Source organism: Myxococcus faecalis, assembly GCF_050039385.1.
Classification (GTDB): Bacteria; Myxococcota; Myxococcia; order Myxococcales; family Myxococcaceae; genus Myxococcus; species Myxococcus fulvus.
The window spans coordinates 4492046-4510711 of the sequence record NZ_CP144336.1; the positions used below are offsets into that span (position 1 = coordinate 4492046).

Sequence of the window (18666 nt, forward strand, 5' to 3'; positions counted from 1 at the left end):
GGGGTCGGTGACAGCGTCCGGGTGCGCGTGGCCTCTGGTGAACGGCGCGACTGTCGCCGCGCCGACGCGCGCTCAGGGCTTGCGTTGCTTTTGCGAACGCAGCGCCCGCTCCAGCCGCGCGGTGGGGCCGTCATCGCCCAGCTTGCCGGCCACGTACGCGCTGGCCGACGCGAGCTTGTGACGAAACCCCTCGGGTTGGGTGGGCGCCATGGTGCCCGTCCGTCCGGTGGCCAGGTGCGCGCGGGCCATGTCCTGGTCGGCCTGGGAGCCGGAGTCCCACAGCAGGCGGACGCTGTCCGTGTTGCCGTAGGTGGCGGCCAGCACGAGGGCCGTCTCGCCCAGGGCGTTGGTGAGGATGGGGTCCCCGCCCGCCTCCAGCAGCAGCGCCACCAGCTCCGAGTGGCCCTCGCGCGCCGCGACCATCAGCGGCGTGAGCCCCTCGTCATCGAAGGGGTTGGGGTCGGCGCCCGCGGCGAGCTGGGCGCTCAGGGACCTGCTGTCGTTGGCGAGCACGGCGTCGAAGAGGGACATCTGGAAGCCTCCGTGCTCGCGAGCATCGCGCCTTTGGGGGCGCGGATGCCACCCGCCCTGGGGACTACAGGGGGCCGTACGAGGGCTCGGCGGCGCTGGGCACCGCGAGCGTGACGGAGTTGGACGGCGCCGCGGCCACCGTGGCGCGGTAGATGCCCGGGTCGCTGCCCGCCGAGTCGGCGAAGAGGAAGCCCACCTGGCTTACGCCCGTCCACATGGGCCACGTCTCCTGGGCGCTCGCGCCGCCGTAGCTCGTCACGCGCCGCAGCGCGCCCAGCCGCCCGTTCGACAGCGACGTCACGTAGGTGCGCACGCTGCCCGAGCCCCCGCGTCCATCCAGCGCCACCTGCGTGCCGTCCGGCGACACCACGACGCGGTTGGCCACCGCGACGACGTCCCCCAGGGACGAGGTGTAGATGATGGAGCCGCCCGTCAGCGGCACGTACGCCACCTGGTTGAGCTGCTGCAGGCCGCTGCCCGCGGGCGCCACCAGCGCACTGCCGTTGGGCACGAACGACGGCGCCCCGTAGGCGATGGTGGTGTTGGGGGTGAGCTCCTGGAAGCCGCTGCCGTCGGTGTTCACCCGGCCCAGCGACGTCAGCGAGCTGTTGCCCGGGGAGAAGACGAAGACGACGCTGCGGCCGTCCGGGCTGAAGGTGGGCGTGCGGAAGTTGGAGCAGCCGCGCGCGCACGCCGGGTCGTTGGCGCCGAACAGCGTGGCCACCGTGCCGCCCGTGGTGGGCACCGTCTGCAGGGCGGTGGCACCGTTGGTGGCGCGCGTCACGAAGACGACGCTGCGGCCATCCCGCGACACGGAGGGCCAGTACGCCCCGCCCGCGCTCGTCAGCCGCTGCGGACTGTTGGGGTCCCCCGCGTCATCCACCACGTAGACGTTGCGGTCGTCCTCCCGCACGAAGGCGAAGCCCCGGCGGAAGTCGACGTCGCCGATGCCACCACCGCCACCCGCGTCGTCGAGCGCCTCGCACCCGCCCAACAGCCCCACCGCCAACACGCCCCCGACGAAAACCCGCATGCCCGTCATCACAGTCGTTGCTCCACGTCAGCCGGCCCGGTCCAGAGCCCCGCACTACAGGGCGCACGGGGTCGGACGTCAACGCATCCGACGGCATTCACGGGCAGGCGGGCACGGGGGCCGCGGCCTCAGCGGTTGAGCTTGTTGAGCTCGTTGCGGCACTGGTTGCAGAGCGAGAGCTGCTTGCGGTCGCAGTCCTGCGGCGTCTGCGCGAAGAACATCACGCACCGGGGGTCCTCACAGTAGGACAGCCCGAGCAGGTGACCGGCCTGGTGGATGGCCTCCACCTGGATGCGCCGTCGCAGGTGCTCCCCGTCCGCGCCCTGGCGCAGCCGGAACACGCTCACCACCGCCGTGCGCGACTCCCGGTCCGCCTCTCCGAAGACGAACGGCGAGTCCGGCACGAACAGGTCCACGTCCGTCACCCCCAGCACCAGCTGCTGCCCCGGCTCCATCATCGGCGTGAGCCGCTTCATGATGGCGTTGCAGTGGTACTGCGACCGGTCCTTGTTGAAGGCGTAGGCGGGCGTGGTCAGGACGACCTTCGACACCACCGAGGCGGTCCCCATCTGGGTCGCCAACGGGTCCTGGAGGTCTTTCAACAGGGAAGCGGTCTGGCTTCCCACGGAGACCAGCAGGAGTGTCTTCTGCGGCATCGGGCCACCGTCCTTCATGCACGCGGACGGACGCGCTGGCTACCGCGTCCCCCCGGAGCGGATTGACTGGGGCGCAAGGATTCGAACCTTGATACTCAGAGTCAAAGTCTGATGTCCTGCCATTAGACGACGCCCCAGCAGGTTCGCACGTGTACTTCTGGCGGCCGATTCTACGGCATCTGGACGGCCTCGGGAACCCACTCTGACGTCAGGTTCGACGCGGAGGTGGATCAACCCCGGAAAGAGCCGTCCTCGGGCGCTGAATTCCACCTGGAGTGAATACATCGCTCCGGGTGTATCGGCGGAGCCCGGCGCTGGCCTGCCACCGGGCCCCGTTCCTGGGTGTTTCAGCCCTTGAGGACGGCGATGGGCGTCAGCCGGCGCACCGGGGTGACGAGGTCGGCCTCGTCCTCGAGCACCTCGGCGATGTCCCGGTAGGCGGCAGGGGCCTCCTCCACCAGGGAGTCGGCCTTCCCGGCGTCATGCACCACGCGGCGCAGGGCGTGCTCCAGGGCGGCGGGACGGATGCGGGCCCGCGCCTCCGTCCGGGAGAGGACACGTCCGGCGCCGTGGGAGCAGGAGCGGAACGAGCGGGGCTCGCCCAGGCCCTCCACCACATAGGAGGCGGTGCCCATGGAGCCGGGGATGAGGCCTCGCTGTCCGGCCTCCAGGCCCACCGCGCCCTTGCGGTGGACCCAGAGCGTGCGGCCGAAGTGCTCCTCCGGGGCCACGTGGTTGTGGTGGACGTCCACGGTGGCGTCGGCGTCGGGGGTGATGCCGAGCACGTCGGACAGCACCTCCAGCGCGCGGGCGGCGAGCACGTCGCGGTTGGCACGGGCGAAGCGGCACGCCCATTGGGTGTCCGCGAGGCACGCGGCGCCCTCGGGGGTGTGCAGGCTCAGGCCCGGCAGCGTGCCCTCCCCGAGCGCCGTGGCGACGCGGAGGTGGTGGTCGGCGATGGTGGCGCCCACGCCCCGCGAGCCGGAGTGCAGGAGCAACCACAGGTCGCCGCCCGCGTCCCGGTCCAGCTCGACGAAGTGGTTGCCTCCGCCGAGCGTGCCCAGGTGCCGGGGCGCCAGTCGCGCCCACTCGCGGCCCAGTCGCTGGGTGGAGAGCGGGGGTGACTCCAGCTCGACGGGCAGCGCGAGCCCCCTGCCCCGGTGCGTGGCGTCTCCCACCGGGATGACCCGGGACAGACGCGTGAGCAGCGACTCCAGCAGGTCTCGACCGAGCAGCGCGGCGGGATACGCGAAGCGGTACGCGCGCACGCCGCAGCCCAGGTCTCCTCCGAGCGCGCCGGGCACGATGTGATGCCCGGTGGCGAACACGGAGCCCACCGCGATGCGCCGCGCGACGTGGAGGTCCGGCATCGCGGCCACGTGCTCGACGACATAGGGCTGGGACGCGATGAGGCGCAGCTGCTCCTCCGCGCCCGGTGGCAGACGGCGCGTCCACGCGAGGATGGGCACGCCCCCGGGCTCGGCGGGGAGGACGCGCGGGCTCATCGCGCACCTCCCTGCTCCGTGACACCGATGAACGTGAAGCGCAGCCGTGGGATGCGCTTGAGATTCAGGTGCTCGGCGAGCAGCGAGCGCAGATAGCCGTGGGTCCTGGCCAGCGCGTCCTGCACTTCACGAGGACTGGCCTCGGATTCGGGCGTGAGGGTGTAGCCGATGTGGATGAGGCGACCGTCCGGTGTCAGCTCGAACGACGCGAGCTGGAGTCCCTCGAAGCAAGGGTCCGACAGCTCCGAGCGGAAGAGGTGCGCCACCTCATGGGACAGCGAGGACTGCACGCGCAGGTGATGCGCGGAGAGGATTTCGGAGGACGACGATGAAGCACCCTCACGCCGACGCGGCGCGCGGGAACGACGGTTCCTGGAAGAAGACATGAGTGGACGAAAGGATTCCCAGCCGGGCCACGCGCGACGAGGTGTCGGGGCTCACGCTCCCGAGCACACCCGTGTCACGTCGCCGGATTGCACGGTGACAATGGCTTCACGCCCTGCCGTCCCGTCCGGGAACCGGCCTGCTTCGTCCCACCTGGCCGCGAGGGCCGACGAGGAAGCGGGGCTCAGTCTCCGAGGGAGGCGCACGACGCGAAGCGACCCGAGACACCGTTGAGCGCAGTCCCCATGGCACACCTCCCGCCGCGCACGGACGCATCCGCCACGGACCTGACTGGGTTCACGTCTCACGCGAGGAGGCGCTCATCGCCTGCCCGCGTTCCACGGCGGACGCGGACGAGGACGTGGCCGCCGTCCTGACAGCGGTGCTCGACATCCTCGCGGGGCGGGGCCGTCGTCTCCTGGCGGACAGCGCACGGCGCGGGACTCCCAAGGGCGCCGCGCGGATGTCCGGTGGTGGCCATCGCCTCTTTCCACCATCCGACGAGGAGCCCCCGGTGGGATTGGCCCACCCGCACCTTGCTGCCTACGCAGCAGGAGCGCGAGGGCGAACACATGGCGGAAGTCTTCGATGTGGTGGTGATTGGTGGTGGGCCCACGGGCGAGAACGCGGGAGCGCGAGCCGCCGCGGCCGGGTTGTCGGTGGCCCTGGTGGAGCACGAGCTGCTCGGCGGTGAGTGCTCGTACTGGGCCTGCATCCCGAGCAAGGCGCTGCTGCGTCCGGCAGACGCGCTGTGGCTGGCGAAGCAGGTGCCCGGCGTGCGGGAGACCCTCAAGGGTCCGCTGGTGGCCAGCGCGGTGCTCGAGCACCGCGACGCGATGGTCGGCTACTACAAGGACGACTCGCAGGTGAAGTGGGCGGAGGGCGCGAAGCTGAAGGTGGTGCGTGGCCACGGCAAGCTCGCGGGCCCGCGCAAGGTGCGCGTGGAGGCGAAGGACGGCGGCGTGCGCGAGCTGGAGGCGAAGCGCGCGGTGGTGCTGGCCACCGGCAGCCGGCCTCGCATCCCGGACATCCCGGGGCTGAAGGAGGCGCGGCCCTGGGACAACCGCGAGGGCACGGCGGCGAAGCAGGTGCCCCAGCGACTGTTGGTGCTGGGCGGCGGCGTGGTCGCGGCGGAGCTGGCGCAGGCATGGCGCTCGCTCGGCGCGGAGGTGACGCTGGTGGAGCGTGGCAAGGCGCTCCTGTCCCGCTTCGAGCCCTTCGTGGGCGAGCAGGTGGAGCATGCGCTGCGCGAGGACGGCGTGAAGGTGGTGAAGGGGGCCACCGTCACGAACGTGAGCCGGCCTGGGGGACAGGGCGAGGTGACGGTGAAGCTGTCGACGGGCGAGGAGCTCCGCGCGGACGCGCTCCTGGTGGGCATGGGCCGCGTGCCCCGCACGGACGAGCTGGGGCTGGAGACGGTGGGGCTGAAGCCCGGCGAGACGGTGCAGGTGGACGACCAGCTTCGCGCGAAGGGCGTGGAGGGAGGGTGGCTCTATGCCTGCGGAGACGTGAACGGGCGAAACCTGCTGACACACATGGGCAAGTACCAGGCGCGCCTGGTGGGCGACGTCATCGCGGGAAAGAAGGCGAGCGCGTGGGCCGACACGAAGGCCACGCCGCAGGTCATCTTCACGCACCCGCAGGTGGCCAGCGTGGGGCTCACCGAGGTGAAGGCCCGCGAGAAGGGGCTGCCCGTGCGCACGGTGCAGTACGATTTGGGCAAGGTGTCGGGCACGTCGCTGCTCGGCGAGAAGCTGGGCGGCACCGCGAAGCTGGTGGTGGACGAGAAGCGGCGCGTCGTCCTGGGCGCGACCTTCACCGGCCCGGAGGTGGGCGAGATGCTGCACGCGGCCACCATCGCCGTCGCGGGTGAGGTGTCGCTCGACACGCTCTGGCACGCGGTGCCGTCGTTCCCCACCATGAGCGAGGTGTGGCTGCGGCTGCTCGAGGAGTACGGGCTGTAGCGTGTCGACGGCGGTCGTCGCCCGCACGCATGTCTGACTTTGCGTCCGGGCGACCCATCCCAGACAACACCCCCGCGCGCCCTCCGCGCGGGCGGGCCGTCATCGCCCGTGAGACATGACGTCGAGCGCCCGCACGCTCCCTGGCCAGGCTCATGTGCCGCCAGGTCAGTGAAACACCTCCCTCCACGCCAGGCCCACACCGCCGGACACCGTGTTCCGGAGACGAGCCCCTGTCCGTGGAGCCGCCCCCTCCTCCACGCACAGGCCGTTGCCGGGCAGGGCCCCGGCGTGAAATGGTGAACACCTCCCCCGCCCTTCATTCCCGCGATGAACGTCGATGCCCTGGGGCCGTGCCGACACCACGGCCTTCCCCGCCCATGGCCCTCACCTCGCGTGAATGGGCCCGTCCACCCGACCCGGAGCCTGGCCCCGTGACGACCTCGTCCCAGTCCGCGAGTGCGCTCAGCGAGCCCTCCAGCCAGACGACCTACACCACCACCCGGTGGGCCCGCTGGCTGTGGTGGCTGGTGCTCGCCGTGCTCCTCGTCGCCGCCGTCGCCGTGGGCCAGCACCCCCGCCGGGGCGTGGACTTCCGCGTCTACCTCACCGCGGCCGAGCGCTTCATCGAGGGCACCGACCTCTACCGCGTCTCCGACGGCACCATGCCGTTCAAGTACGCGCCCATCACCGCGCCCCTCTTCATCCCCTTCTCCCTGCTGCCCTCGCGCATGGCCGTGGCGCTGTGGAACGTGGGCTCCATCCTCGCGCTCATCGCCGTGGCCCGGCTCACCCGCCGCGCCCCCCATGGCACAGGCGAAGCGCCCCCCTGGTCCTGGGGGCCCCCGCTCGCCACCATCGCCCTGCTCCCCGCCTTCACCTTCGAGCTGTTCTACGGCCAGGTCGACGTCGTCATGCTCCTGCTCGTCGTCGTCTCGGCCCTGGGCGCCGAGCGCGGACAGGTGTGGCGCCCCGGCGCGGCCTTCGCCGTGGCCTTCCTGCTCAAGCCCCCCGCGGCCCTCATCGGCCTGTTCTTCCTGTGGCGCCGGCACTGGAAGGTCATCGGCGCCACCGCCGTGTTCGGCGCGCTCCTCTGCCTGCCCACCCTGGCGCGCTATGGCTGGGACGGCACGCTCGCCCAGTTCCAGCTGTGGAGCGAGACGCTCGCGCGCACCACGCCGCCCTGGGTGCTCAGCACCAACGCGCAGGGCCTGCCCACGCTGTTCATCTCCCTGTTCTACCCGGGCTCGCTCGAGACGCCCCCCGGCGCCACCATCACCCTGGCGCAGCTGGTCGCCCTCACCGTGTTCCTGGTGGGCGTGGCGTGGGCCCGGCCCGGTCCCGCGGACCTGTTGGCCCTGTGCTGCCTGGGCGTGACGCTCCTGTCACCTTTGGCGTGGCGGGCCAACTACGTGCTCGCGTGGCCCCTGGTGCGCGCGGCCACCGAGGGGCGCGCGCGCGGCAACCTCACCCTGGTCGCGGTGATCGCCTTCATCGGCACCGTGTTCTCCGACAAGGGCCTGGGGTTCGACTGGTCGCATCATGTGATGCTGATGCGCCCCTTCGCCCTCATCTACACCGCGTTGCTGATCGCCACGCTGTGGCAGGTGCGCAAGCAGGGCTCGCTGTCGGCCATGACGCCCGGTGACACTCTCGCCCGTCTGCCGCGCACCCTGCGTGGCATGCGGGCGTCGTGACGCTTCCGTCATCTTCCTGGCCTGAAAGTGTCACGGGGTCCGGACACCCCTGAAACATGGCGTCGCTATATGCGCGTCAGCCATGTTCGAAACGTTCGACAGCGCCTCCGATGTCGCCTCGGCGCGAAGGTTCGCGCTCTCCACTTCGGCGTCCGTCGCCGTCTTCGTGCTCATCGGCGTCGTGGTGGTCTCCGCCGCCGACAAGGTCCGTGAGGTCATCCAGGAGAAGAAGGGCACGGACGTCGTCTTCCGTCCGCCCCCGCCTCCCGTCGTCGAGGTGAAGCCGCCTCCGCCCCCGCCTCCCGCGCCGCCGCCCAAGGCCAAGCTGCCGCCCAAGGCCGCGCCGCCCGCCGTGGCCAAGGCGCCCCCTCCCGCCGCTCCGCTCGTCGCGCCCGCCGCCATCGTCGCGCCGCAGGCGGTGCCGCTCGAGAAGCCGCCCGAGGCCGCCACGGAGACCGTGGCCGCCGCGCCCATCGCCGTCGGAGGCACGGGCGCGCTGGTGCCCGGCGGCGTGGTGGGTGGCACGGGCACGGGCACGGGACTCGCGGGAGGTGGCGGCCGCGCGGCCCCCATCAACCTGCCCGAGTCGGCCACGCCGCCCGAGCCGCTCGAGTCCAACCTCATCCCCGAATACCCCTCCGACGCGCGCTCACGCGGTCAGGAGGGCATGGTCATCCTCAAGGGCGTCGTCGAGGTGGATGGCCGCGTCACCCAGCTCAAGGTCATGCGCGGTGACGAGCCGTTCGCCAGCGCGGCGATGTCCGCGGTGCGCACGTGGCGCTTCAAGCCCGCCGTCGTCGAGGGCCGCCCCACGGCGGTCTTCCGCATCTTCAAGGTTCCTTTCCGTCTCAAGTCGTAGGTCGTCTGTCTCACCCCGCACCTGCCCCCCAGGAGCACCTCGTCATGAACTTCAATCTTCGGGACATCTACAACCACATGGGCGTGTTCGCCCTGGGCATCGCCTGGACGCTGATGCTCTTCGCCGTCGCGTCCCTGGCGGTGTTCTTCGAGCGTCTGTTCGTGTTCTTCCGCTCGCGCAGCAGGTCGCGCGTCTTCGCCGCCCGCGCCGGCCAGCTCCTCCTGCAGCAGCAGCACGAGGCGCTGGTGAAGGAGGCGGAGGGCACCAAGGGCAGCCACCTGGCGATGCTGCTCGGCGGTGGCATGAAGACCTTCCTCGCCAAGTCCAAGCTGCCCGCGGGCAAGCTGGGCCCGGTGGAGCTCACCCGCCGCGAGCTGGTGCGCATCAACGAGCGCGTCAGCGCGGACGTGCGGCGCGGGATGTCCGTGCTCGCCACGGTGGGCTCGGTGGCGCCGTTCGTCGGGCTGCTCGGCACGGTGGTCGGCATCATCGAGGCCTTCTCCGGCATCGCCAAGGAGGGCTCCGGCGGCCTGGGCGCGGTGTCCGCGGGTATCGCCGAGGCGCTCGTCGTCACGGCGCTGGGCCTGCTCGTCGCCATCCCCGCGGTGCTGATGTTCAACTTCCTGTCGACGCGCGCGGACTCGCTCCAGCTGTCGCTGGATGCGGCGCGCAGCGAGCTGATGGACCACCTGGAGGACATGTCCACGGACAAGCGCCCGGGCGCCAACAACGGCGCCGTGGCCACGGGCCCGGAGACGGTGGCGCGCCGGGAGGGGCTCGATGTCCGCCCGGCGTAGCAGCCTCACCCCGGAGATGAACGTCACGCCGCTGGTCGACGTGGTGCTCGTCCTCCTCATCATCTTCATGGTGGTGACGCCGCAGATCGAGTCGGGCGCGTCCGTGGAGCTGCCCGCCGCCACGAACCCGGACAAGGAGAACAAGGAGCTGGAGCCCACCACGGTGAGCCTGGCCACCAACGGGTTCTTCTACCTGGACCGCAAGGAGCTCAAGAAGGACGCGCTCATCGTGGAGCTCAAGGCGCTGCGCGAGAAGAAGCCGGACTCGCCCGTGGTGCTCAAGGCGGACCGCGGCGTGCGCTACTCCGAGGTGCGCGGGCTCTTCAAGAGCATGCAGGAGATGGGCTTTCCGGGCATCAACCTCCAGGTCGTCGAGAAGAAGGGCCCGTAGGAGCACGCCATGGCATTCGACCTCGGTGGAGCCAAGGGCGGCCTTCGCCCCTCGATGAACGTGACGCCGCTGGTGGACGTGGTGCTCGTCCTCCTCATCATCTTCATGGTCGTCACGCCGCTGATGACCAAGCAGATGTGGATGACGGTGCCGGCCAAGCCGGACAAGGAGGACACCACGCCTCCGCCTCCGGACGCGCTGCCGCCGGTGGTGCTCACGGTGGACCGCGCGGGCGTGCTGCGCATCAACCGGGAAGAGGTGCCGAGGGACCAGGTGGTCACCCGGCTCCAGCGCATGCTCAACGCGCGCCCGGACAAAATCGTGTTCTTCGACGCGGGCGACGACGTGCCCTACGGCGCCGCCATGGAAGTGCTGGACCTCGCCCGGGGAGGCAATCTCACCGTGGGCGTGCTGCCTGACAAGCTCGCGGACTGAGTCTTCCGCGCGGCGGCGGGTCGTGACCTCGAGTTTGCGATCCGCCGCCTGAATCGTCACAAGCCATCCATTCCAATGCCATCCGTATCGCGTTGTTTACGGCGCGACCGTTGGCAAGGAGAGTCGTGTTGTCTCCCGCAAGCTTTTCGCGCGCCCTCGTGGCGGCGCTCACCCTCATCACCACCCCCGCGTTCTCGCGGATGAACGGCCAGGAGCCCGTCGCTCCCGCCGTGGCGGCCCTCGGTCAAACCCCTTCCACCCCCGGCGGGGAAAGCACGCCGTCCGGGACGGAGACGCAGGTCGTCCCGCCCGTGACGAATCCCAACGCGCCCCCGTCGGAGGAGCTGCGCCCCTCGGCGCCCGGCATGGCGCCCGCGCCCGACGGAACGAAGCAATCACAGACACCTCCGCCCTCACCCGCGCCGAACACGCCGCGGTCTGGTGCCACGCAGGCTCCCGCTGCCGCGCAGCCGGGCGCCACGCAGGCCCCCGCCGCCGTGCAGCCCGATGTCTCGCAGCAGGGCTCCACCGCACAGCCGGACGGCTCGCAGCCGGGCGCCACGCAGGCTCCCGGTACGGTGAAGCCGAATGGCTCGCAGCCGGGCGCCATGCAGGCTCCCGGCACGGTGAGGCCGAATGGCTCGCAGCCGGGCGCCACGCAGGCTCCCGCCACCGTGCAGCCTGATGGCTCGCAGGCTCCCGCCACCGTGGCCACGCAGCCCGATGGCGCGCAGCCCCCGGGCGCCGTGCAGCCGGATGGCTCGCAGGCTCCCGCCACCGTGCAGACGCCGGGCGCCGAGGAAGTCCCGACCGAGGGCATCGCGACCGACGAAGCCGTGACGGCCGAGGACGAGGCGATGATGGCCGAGGCCTCCGAGCCCCCCGCGGGCTTCACGGGCGTCTACGGCAAGGTCATCGACGAGACGAACCAGGAGGGCCTCATCGAGGCCACCGTGAAGGTCGTCACGGGCGCGCAGAAGCAGGCGCTCACGGACCTGGACGGCAACTACCGGCTCGCGCTGCCGCCCGGCAAGTACGACCTGCGCGTCTTCTACGACGTGTACCAGGGCCGCCGAATCACGGGCGTCATCGTCACCCAGGGCAAGGCGACCAGGCTGGACGTCGCACTCAGCGCCGACGTGGGCGCCGTGCAGGAGGTCGTCGTCGAGGCCCGCGCGGACCGCCGCGCCGAGGGCGCCCTGCTCCAGGAGCGCAAGAAGGCCGCCGCCGTCTCCGACGCCATCAGCGCCCAGGAGATCTCCCGCACCCCCGACTCCAGCGCCTCCGACGCCGTCAAGCGCGTGGTCAGCGCCACCGTCGTCGATGGCCGCTACGTCCTGCTGCGCGGCCTGGGCGGCCGCTACACCACCACCCTGCTCAACGGCGCGCTCCTGCCCAGCCCCGAGCCCGACGAGCCCAGCGTCCCGCTGGACCTCTTCCCCACGTCCCTGCTCGCCAACCTCAACGTGGTCAAGAGCTACACCGCCGACCTGCCCGGCTCCTTCGGCGGCGGCACGCTGCTCATCGAGACCAACACCTACCCCAGCCAGTTCGAGTTCAAGCCGCGCATCACCTTCGGCGGCGACACCGAGTCCACCTTCCAGGGTCGCAACGCCCAGCGCGGCGGCGGCGCCATGGAGTTCCTCGGCTTCCCCGGCGACACCCGCCGCCTGCCCGCAGCCATCCCCACCGACCACGCCCTGGGCAACGGCGGCGAGTCGCGCGAGGAGCTGACGAGCCAATGGAACAGCTTCAACAACGTGTGGAACGCGCGCCGCACCACCGCGCTGCCGAACATGGGCCTGAGCGCGTCGCTCGGCGACACGCTGCGCTTCGAGAACAAGCGCCTGGGCTACCTGGCCACCGTCAACTACGGCCACCGCGAGAACACCCAGCGCACCCAGTACACCAAGGCCGCGTATGACCTGCGCGGCGACTTCGTCAGCTACGACGACGCCCAGACGCAGCTGGGCACCGAGGTCGCCAACCTGAGCGGCCTGGCCAGCGTGGGCTACCAGCTCAACCGCGACAACGAGCTGACCCTCTTCAGCCTCTACACCCGCGGCACCGAGACGCGCACCACCACCAGCGACGGCGTGGACTCGCTCAAGGGCGACCTCTACCAGGGCAGCCGCCTGCAGTTCATCGTCCGGCAGCTGTCCTTCAACCAGCTGCGCGGCTTCCACCGCATCGGCCTGTTCGGCGACTCGGAGGTGGACTGGCAGGCCAACTTCTCCCGCGTGGACCGCGACGAGCCGGACACCCGCGACTCGCTCTACAGCGACAACCTGGGCAACCCCTCCGGCGGCATGTCCTTCCCCAACCAGGCCAACAGCGGCGAGCGCTTCTTCGCCGACCTGGGCGAGACGTCCTTCGGCGGCAGCCTCAACGTCACCGTGCCCTTCAGCGACGTGCGCGTGAAGGTGGGCGGCCTCACCCAGTTGTCCTTCCGCGACTTCCGCGCCCGCCGCTTCCGCTACAGCATCAGCCCCAACTCGGACGTGGACCGCTTCCTGCCGCCCGAGGTGCTCTTCAGCAGCGACTACCTGGGCAACGGCATGCGCATCCAGGAGAGCACCCGTCCGGACTCGGACGCGTATGACGCGTCGCTGGGCATCTTCGCCGGCTACGTCACCGCGGACGTCACCCCGACGGAGTCCCTGCGCCTGGTGGGCGGCGTGCGCCTGGAGAGCTCGCGCCAGGAGCTGGTCGCGCTCAACCAGTTCACCGACGTGGAGGCGTCTCGCAACGACGTCAACTACCTGGACTGGCTGCCGTCGCTCAACGCCATCTACGCGCTCACCCCCACGGTGAACCTGCGCGCCGGCTACAGCTACACGCTGGCGCGGCCGTCCTTCCGGGAGCTGGCGCCCTTCTCGTTCTACGACTTCGTGCGCCGCCGCAACATCTCCGGCAACCCGGACCTGGTGCAGACGCGCATCCACAACGTGGACGCCCGCGTCGAGTGGTTCGCCGGGGAGAACGAGGTCCTCGCCGCCAGCGCCTTCTACAAGCGCTTCCAGAACCCCATCGAGCGCGTCATCAACTCCGTGGGCTCCGGCGACATGAACTTCGAGAACACGCCGGCCGCCAACACCTACGGCATCGAGCTGGAGGCGCGCACGTCGCTGGCGCGCATCACCCCCGCGCTGCAGCCGCTGAAGGTGGGCGCCAACCTGACGCTCATCCAGTCCGAAATCGACCTGGGCAACGTGCAGGGCCTGCAGACCAACTCCAAGCGCCCGCTGCAGGGCCAGTCGCCCTACGTCATCAACGTCAACCTCGGTTACGAGCGGCAGCAGAGCGGCACGGAAGTGGCGCTGCTCTACAACGTGTACGGCCGCCGCATCGCCGAGGTGGGCACGGACAACCTGCCGGACGTCTACGAGCAGCCCTTCCACCGCGTGGACCTGGCCGTCACGCAGAAGCTCACCGAGGCGACGCAGTTGAAGCTGACCGCGTCCAACCTCCTCAACTCCCGCATCAAGTTGCAGCAGGGCGACATCGCCCTCGTCGAGTTCCGCCCGGGCCTCGCGTTCTCCGCGTCGCTGGGCCTGTCCCTGTAGTTCCCCTCCCGAAAGGAAGTCTCGCCATGAAGCGCTTGTTCGCCTCCCTCTTCATCATGTCCAGCCTGGCTGTTGGCGGCTACGGCTGCGGCGACGACGACAAGAAGGACCCGCCCACCAACCCGGACCCGAACCCCACCAACCCGGAGACGGTGGAGGTTTCCCAGGACCTCACCGCGGACACCACCTGGAAGGCGGGCAACACCTACGTGCTGAAGAAGTACGTCTTCGTCAACAGCGGCACGCTCACCATCGAGGCGGGCGCCACGGTGAAGGGCGAGGTCGGCAGCGCGCTCATCATCACCCGCAACGCGCGCATCAACGCGGTGGGCACCGCGGAGAAGCCCATCGTCTTCACGTCCTCCAAGGCGGCCGGCGAGCGCGAGGCGGGCAACTGGGGCGGCGTGGTGCTGCTGGGCAAGGCGCGGCTGAACGTCTCCGGCGGCGAGACCACCGTCGAGGGCTTCTTCGCCACCAGCGGCAACGAGCAGACGAAGTACGGCGGCCAGGACGACGCGCACAACTGCGGCACGCTGAAGTACGCGCGCATCGAGTTCGCCGGCTTCGAGCTGGCGCCGAACAACGAGCTCAACGGCCTCACCGTGGGCGGCTGCGGCTCGACGACGGACATCGACTACGTGCAGGTCCACATGGGCCTGGACGACGGCATCGAGATGTTCGGTGGCACCGCGCCCCTCAAGCACATCGTCATCACGCAGGCGGACGACGACGCGCTGGACTACGACCTGGGCTACACGGGCAAGGTGCAGTTCCTGGTGGTGCAGCAGAGCCCCCGCGTGGGCGACCGCGCCATCGAGGCGTCCAGCCACAAGACGACGCCGACGCAGGCGCCCATCAGCGTGCCGGAGATCTGGAACGCCAGCTTCATCGGCTCCAACGCGGACCCGGGTGGCAACCCCTCGCAGGAGGGCCTGGTGTTCAACACGGGCGCCGGCATCCGCCTGCGCAACGCCGTGGTCGCGTACTTCAAGGACCAGGCGGTGGACGTGGACGGCGAGGCCTCCGCGGCGCTCTTCAACGAGACGGGTGACTCGCGGCTGTCCATCCGCAACACCTTCTTCTGGGACAACGCGAACCTGACGGACACCATCCCCTTCGCGCCGAACCCGAAGGTGGAGGGTGGCGTGACGGTGGACCCGGACGTGAGCCGCTTCAACGAGGCGGAGAAAATCCTGGTCGCCGCCAACGGCGTGAAGGTGCAGGACCCGCAGCTGACGGACGCGACGAACCTGACGGCGCCGAACTTCCTGCCCAAGGCGGGCTCGCCGCTGCTCAACCCGGACAACGCGGCCACGCCGGGCGCGGGCTTCGACACGTCGGCCCGGTTCGTGGGCGCGTTCGGCACCACCAACTGGATGGCCGGCTGGACGGCGTTCCCGCAGAACTGAGGCATCTGGGGTGTACCCGTCCGGCGTCCGCGGAGTGAATGCGGAGGCCGGGCGGTCTCGTGGCCCGGCGCGGGTCTCTTCCGGAGGGGGGCTCCGGGAAGGCCTCGCGTCCGGGCCGCGGTTTTTAGGGGGTGGGTGCCGAGGCGTCCGCAGCGCGCCCCGTCTCGAGCCCTTCTTTCTCGAACAGGGCGAGATAGGGCTCATAGCGATAGAGTCGGTTGCGCTTCTGTCCCGTGGTCTCCCTCAACAGCCCCACCGCCACCATCGATTCGATGACGGAAGAGGCTGTCACGTAGGAGCAGGACAAGTGCTCCTCCGTGGCACGCACGGTGATGACCGGACGCTCGAAGAGGAAGTCCAACAACCGCATGGCCTGAGCGCTGTGGGCGACTTTCTGCCGGGAGTCCTCACGCAGTTTGAGGATGGCACGAGCAGTGTTCGTCGCGGAGGCGCTCACCTCTGCTACGCCGCGAAGGAAGAAGCGCAGCCACCCTTCCCAATCGCCATCGCTCCGAATGGCCGTCAGCCGGTCGTAGTACTCGGCACGATGCTTCTTCAGGTAGACGCTGAGGTAAAGCAAGGGACGCTCGAGGACGCGTCGCTCACAGAGCAAGAGCGTGATGAGCAGTCGACCCACGCGCCCATTTCCATCCAGGAACGGGTGGATGGTCTCGAACTGGGCATGGGCCAGACCACAAAGAATGAGGACGGGGAGCTCACTCTGGCGATGAAGGAACAACTCCAGGTTCGCGAGCGCCTCCTGCATCTCATGAGGAGGTGGTGGCACAAACGTCGCCGTCGACAATGAGCACCCTTGGGGGCCAATCCAGTTCTGGCTGGCCCTGAAGTCCCCAGGGCTTCGCTCGCTTCCGCGAACGCCCTCCATCAATCGGGCATGAATCTCCCGCAGCAGGCGAAGCGAAAGCGGAAGGGAAGCGAGCCGCTCCAGGCCGAAGTTCATCGCCCGGACGTAGTTGACGACCTCCTCCACGTCCTTGGTGACCCGAGCTCCTCGACCGTCCATCTCGAACTCGAGGACGTCCTCCAACGTGCTCTGCGTTCCCTCTATCTGGGAGCTGAGAACCGCTTCGTGGCGGACGTACATCGCGACGAAGAGGTCGGGATTCGGAAGGATGGAGGACACGCCATCCAAGCGGCCAAGCGCCCGATCCGCCTCGCTCAGCAAGGAGGTCAACGGCCCCTCAAGGCGGATGGGGGGATCAGGAGGCAACCCGCTCGGGATGAACGCTCGATACCCTCGAAGCTGCTGAACGTACCTGCCAGCCCGCATCACCTTGCCCCCTGAATCACGCTGAACTGAAATATGCGCGCCAAGACCGCGTCACTATTTCAAGAATAGGCCCCATATTAAAATAAGGGCCGCTCCGATTCAGGCCTATCTCAGGAATCTTCAACAAGAGGAGGTCGCGGCCCGCGGGCCCCTTTCGGGGACCAGGGCACTTGCCTCCGCGGCAGGCGGGCCTTTCCCCACGTCGGATCTGAAAGCCCGCCTCAGACGTGGGCACAGGTCACGCGCCCGATGCTCGAAGCCGCATGGGACGTCACGCGGAGGGCAGCACGCCGTTGCCCTCGTGGGCGATGGCCAGGGACTCGGCGGTGGCGCCCTCGGAGAACAGGGACGCGCCCTGCGCGGGACGCGCCTTGGGGGGACGGCCCCGGCGCTTCGGCGCGTTCTCCTCGTTGCCGTTCGCCGCGGCCACCGGCTCCGAGGTGGCGCCCTCCGACTTCGGCCCCTTGCGCACCGGACGCGGCAGGTGGATGGCGTCCAGCTTCGTGGCCAGCTCCGGGTTCTCCTCGGAGAACACCCGCGCGTAGGCCAGCGCGCGCTGGCCCTTCTGCAGCAGCGCGTCCTGGCTCTCCTGCAGCCCCTGGCGCGCCGCCTCCAGCGCCGCCTGCGCCTGGGCCACCGCCTCCGCCTTCGCTCGCACCTGCGCGGCGGCGTCGTCCAGCACGTCCCCGCTCATGTCCGGGAAGCGCACCTCCGCCAGCTCCGTGGTGAACAGCTCGAGCAGCGCACGCAGCGCCGGGGAAATGGGGTCGTTCTCGTTCGAATCGAACATGGCGGGCCTCCTGGCTCCTCGCGGTAGGGCCGCCATCTGCTCACGTGTTCAGTGTCAGATCAAGAGGGTACGCTGCGAGGCCGGATTGTCGGCCCCGCGCGCGTTTCCTCCCACACACCGCCGGCTGACGCTTCGTTCAGTGCCGACGTTCCGGCGTCAGTCCACGCGCACCAGGGCCGCCTCGCGCAGCCCCTCGTTCGCGCCGACGTCCACCGCGAGGTAGTGACGGCCCACCCCATCGAAGGTCTCCGGAATCGCGCCGCCGCCTCCGGAGATGAAGGCCGGGATGCCCGCGTTGGTGAACGAGTAGTACGAGTGGATGTGGCCATAGAGCGTGAGGTCCACGCCCTCGCGCGCGAGCTTGCCGACCAGGCTCGCGGACTCGCCGCGGTTCGCGAAGCCGCCTCCGCGCAGGCCCACCGGGTCCTGGGGCGGCACGTGCATCGACACCACGTGCGTGCCGTGTCGCGACGACGCGAGCCACCCGTCGAGCTGCTCCTCCACGATGGGGTCCAGCGTGCCGTTGCTCGAGTCCACCACGGTGAAGCGCACACCCTGGAAGACGAAGCTCTGGTTGCCCCGGCCCACGAGCGCCGTGTACTCCTCCGCGTCCTTCGAGAAGGTCTCGTGGTTGCCGAGCGTCGCGTACAGCGGGATGGGCGAGCCCGCCTCCAGGCGCTCCTGGAACTCCAGCAGCTGCTCGCGCGTGCCGTTCTCGGTCAGGTCTCCGGAGAAGAGGATGAAGCGCAGCGTGGGGTCCTTCGACAGGCGCGCGTAGATGTCTCCCACGCGAGGCAGCGCCTCCTGTACGTCCGCCAGCGCCGCGAAGCGGAACGGCTCCGCGGAGTCCCAGCCCGGCGGTGCGACGTGCAGCTTCGCCACGGCGCCGGCGCGCAAGCCCACGCGCCAGGCCTTCACGGTGCGAATCGACTGGGGCACGGGCTCCACCGCGAGCAGCTCACCGTCCTCCAGCTCCGCGACGAGCCGCGCGTCCGGCATCGCGTTGCGGACCGTGATGAGCCAGTTCGTCGTCGCGCTCGCGTCCAGCGTGGCGCGCGCGGTGAAGACCGGGGCGTTGCCCCACAACGTCACGCCTCCGGACTCCACGCCGCGCACCGCCGCGAGCCCGTCCTCCACCACGAGCGAGAGTCCACCGCCCTCCGCCTGCCCGACCTTCAGGTCGCGCATCGCGCGGTTCTCCGCAGGACGCAGACACCCCGCCAGCAACAGCGCCGACACCACGCCCACGCTTCCGAGCCGCATCACAGCGCTCCTCCCTGACCCGACACGCCGACACCACGCGCCCTCGCGCCCTGCTTCGCGGCGCGACTCCCACGCAGCGTCAGCGCGGACATGAGAGA

At 70.2% G+C, this 18666-nt stretch carries 16 protein-coding genes and 1 tRNA gene; 8 read left to right on the plus strand and 9 right to left on the minus strand.

What is annotated here, in order from left to right; all coding sequences use genetic code 11:
- Positions 1–72: 72 nt before the first annotated feature.
- The 6 genes from VZQ01_RS17955 to VZQ01_RS17980 form a co-directional block, all read right to left on the minus strand.
- Positions 73–531, minus strand: coding sequence for an ankyrin repeat domain-containing protein (locus tag VZQ01_RS17955; RefSeq protein ID WP_267698464.1), 459 nt, complete (start codon positions 529–531; stop codon positions 73–75).
- Between the two features lie 64 nt (positions 532–595).
- Positions 596–1573 carry a TolB family protein gene (locus VZQ01_RS17960; protein WP_223751847.1) on the minus strand — a complete coding sequence of 326 codons (978 nt, stop codon included), beginning with the start codon at positions 1571–1573 and terminating at the stop codon, positions 596–598.
- 119 nt (positions 1574–1692) lie between these two features.
- A complete protein-coding gene (locus VZQ01_RS17965; RefSeq protein WP_046710478.1) occupies positions 1693–2220 on the minus strand; it encodes a non-proteolytic archaemetzincin-like protein in 528 nt (175 codons plus the stop codon).
- 66 nt (positions 2221–2286) lie between these two features.
- Positions 2287–2357: transfer RNA gene (locus VZQ01_RS17970), tRNA-Gln, on the minus strand.
- A gap of 210 nt (positions 2358–2567) precedes the next feature.
- The gene (locus VZQ01_RS17975; protein ID WP_426748468.1) at positions 2568–3725 is read right to left on the minus strand and encodes an RtcB family protein; all 1158 of its coding nucleotides are present in this window, start codon (positions 3723–3725) and stop codon (positions 2568–2570) included.
- The gene (locus tag VZQ01_RS17980; RefSeq protein WP_223751849.1) at positions 3722–4111 is read right to left on the minus strand and encodes a ribosome-binding factor A; all 390 of its coding nucleotides are present in this window, start codon (positions 4109–4111) and stop codon (positions 3722–3724) included. Before VZQ01_RS17980 ends, VZQ01_RS17975 begins: the two co-directional genes overlap by 4 nt.
- A 570-nt stretch (positions 4112–4681) precedes the next feature.
- Between VZQ01_RS17980 and VZQ01_RS17985 the strand changes: the two genes are divergently transcribed.
- From VZQ01_RS17985 to VZQ01_RS18020, 8 genes are all read left to right on the plus strand, one after another.
- The gene (locus VZQ01_RS17985) at positions 4682–6073 is read left to right on the plus strand and encodes a dihydrolipoyl dehydrogenase family protein (RefSeq protein WP_223751850.1); all 1392 of its coding nucleotides are present in this window, start codon (positions 4682–4684) and stop codon (positions 6071–6073) included.
- A gap of 431 nt (positions 6074–6504) precedes the next feature.
- A complete protein-coding gene (locus VZQ01_RS17990) occupies positions 6505–7767 on the plus strand; it encodes a glycosyltransferase family 87 protein (protein WP_426748469.1) in 1263 nt (420 codons plus the stop codon).
- 82 nt (positions 7768–7849) lie between these two features.
- Positions 7850–8626, plus strand: a complete 777-nt coding sequence (locus VZQ01_RS17995; RefSeq protein ID WP_305070718.1) for an energy transducer TonB — start codon at positions 7850–7852, stop codon at positions 8624–8626.
- Positions 8627–8670: 44 nt separating this feature from the next.
- The gene (locus tag VZQ01_RS18000) at positions 8671–9423 is read left to right on the plus strand and encodes a MotA/TolQ/ExbB proton channel family protein (protein ID WP_223782151.1); all 753 of its coding nucleotides are present in this window, start codon (positions 8671–8673) and stop codon (positions 9421–9423) included.
- Positions 9407–9814: an ExbD/TolR family protein gene (locus VZQ01_RS18005; RefSeq protein ID WP_426748470.1), complete on the plus strand. Its 408-nt coding sequence runs from the start codon at positions 9407–9409 to the stop codon at positions 9812–9814. Before VZQ01_RS18000 ends, VZQ01_RS18005 begins: the two co-directional genes overlap by 17 nt.
- A gap of 9 nt (positions 9815–9823) precedes the next feature.
- Positions 9824–10249 carry an ExbD/TolR family protein gene (locus VZQ01_RS18010; RefSeq protein ID WP_141324143.1) on the plus strand — a complete coding sequence of 142 codons (426 nt, stop codon included), beginning with the start codon at positions 9824–9826 and terminating at the stop codon, positions 10247–10249.
- Between the two features lie 365 nt (positions 10250–10614).
- Positions 10615–13815, plus strand: a complete 3201-nt coding sequence (locus VZQ01_RS18015) for a TonB-dependent receptor domain-containing protein (protein WP_426748976.1) — start codon at positions 10615–10617, stop codon at positions 13813–13815.
- A gap of 26 nt (positions 13816–13841) precedes the next feature.
- Positions 13842–15224, plus strand: a complete 1383-nt coding sequence (locus tag VZQ01_RS18020) for a beta-helix domain-containing protein (RefSeq protein ID WP_426748472.1) — start codon at positions 13842–13844, stop codon at positions 15222–15224.
- Positions 15225–15348: 124 nt separating this feature from the next.
- Here the strand turns inward: VZQ01_RS18020 and VZQ01_RS18025 are convergent, their stop codons facing one another.
- The 3 genes from VZQ01_RS18025 to VZQ01_RS18035 form a co-directional block, all read right to left on the minus strand.
- The gene (locus VZQ01_RS18025; protein WP_426748473.1) at positions 15349–16419 is read right to left on the minus strand and encodes a Fic family protein; all 1071 of its coding nucleotides are present in this window, start codon (positions 16417–16419) and stop codon (positions 15349–15351) included.
- Between the two features lie 367 nt (positions 16420–16786).
- Positions 16787–17305, minus strand: a complete 519-nt coding sequence (locus VZQ01_RS18030; RefSeq protein WP_223751853.1) for a hypothetical protein — start codon at positions 17303–17305, stop codon at positions 16787–16789.
- 156 nt (positions 17306–17461) lie between these two features.
- The gene (locus VZQ01_RS18035) at positions 17462–18568 is read right to left on the minus strand and encodes a metallophosphoesterase family protein (protein ID WP_223751854.1); all 1107 of its coding nucleotides are present in this window, start codon (positions 18566–18568) and stop codon (positions 17462–17464) included.
- Positions 18569–18666 lie beyond the last annotated feature (98 nt).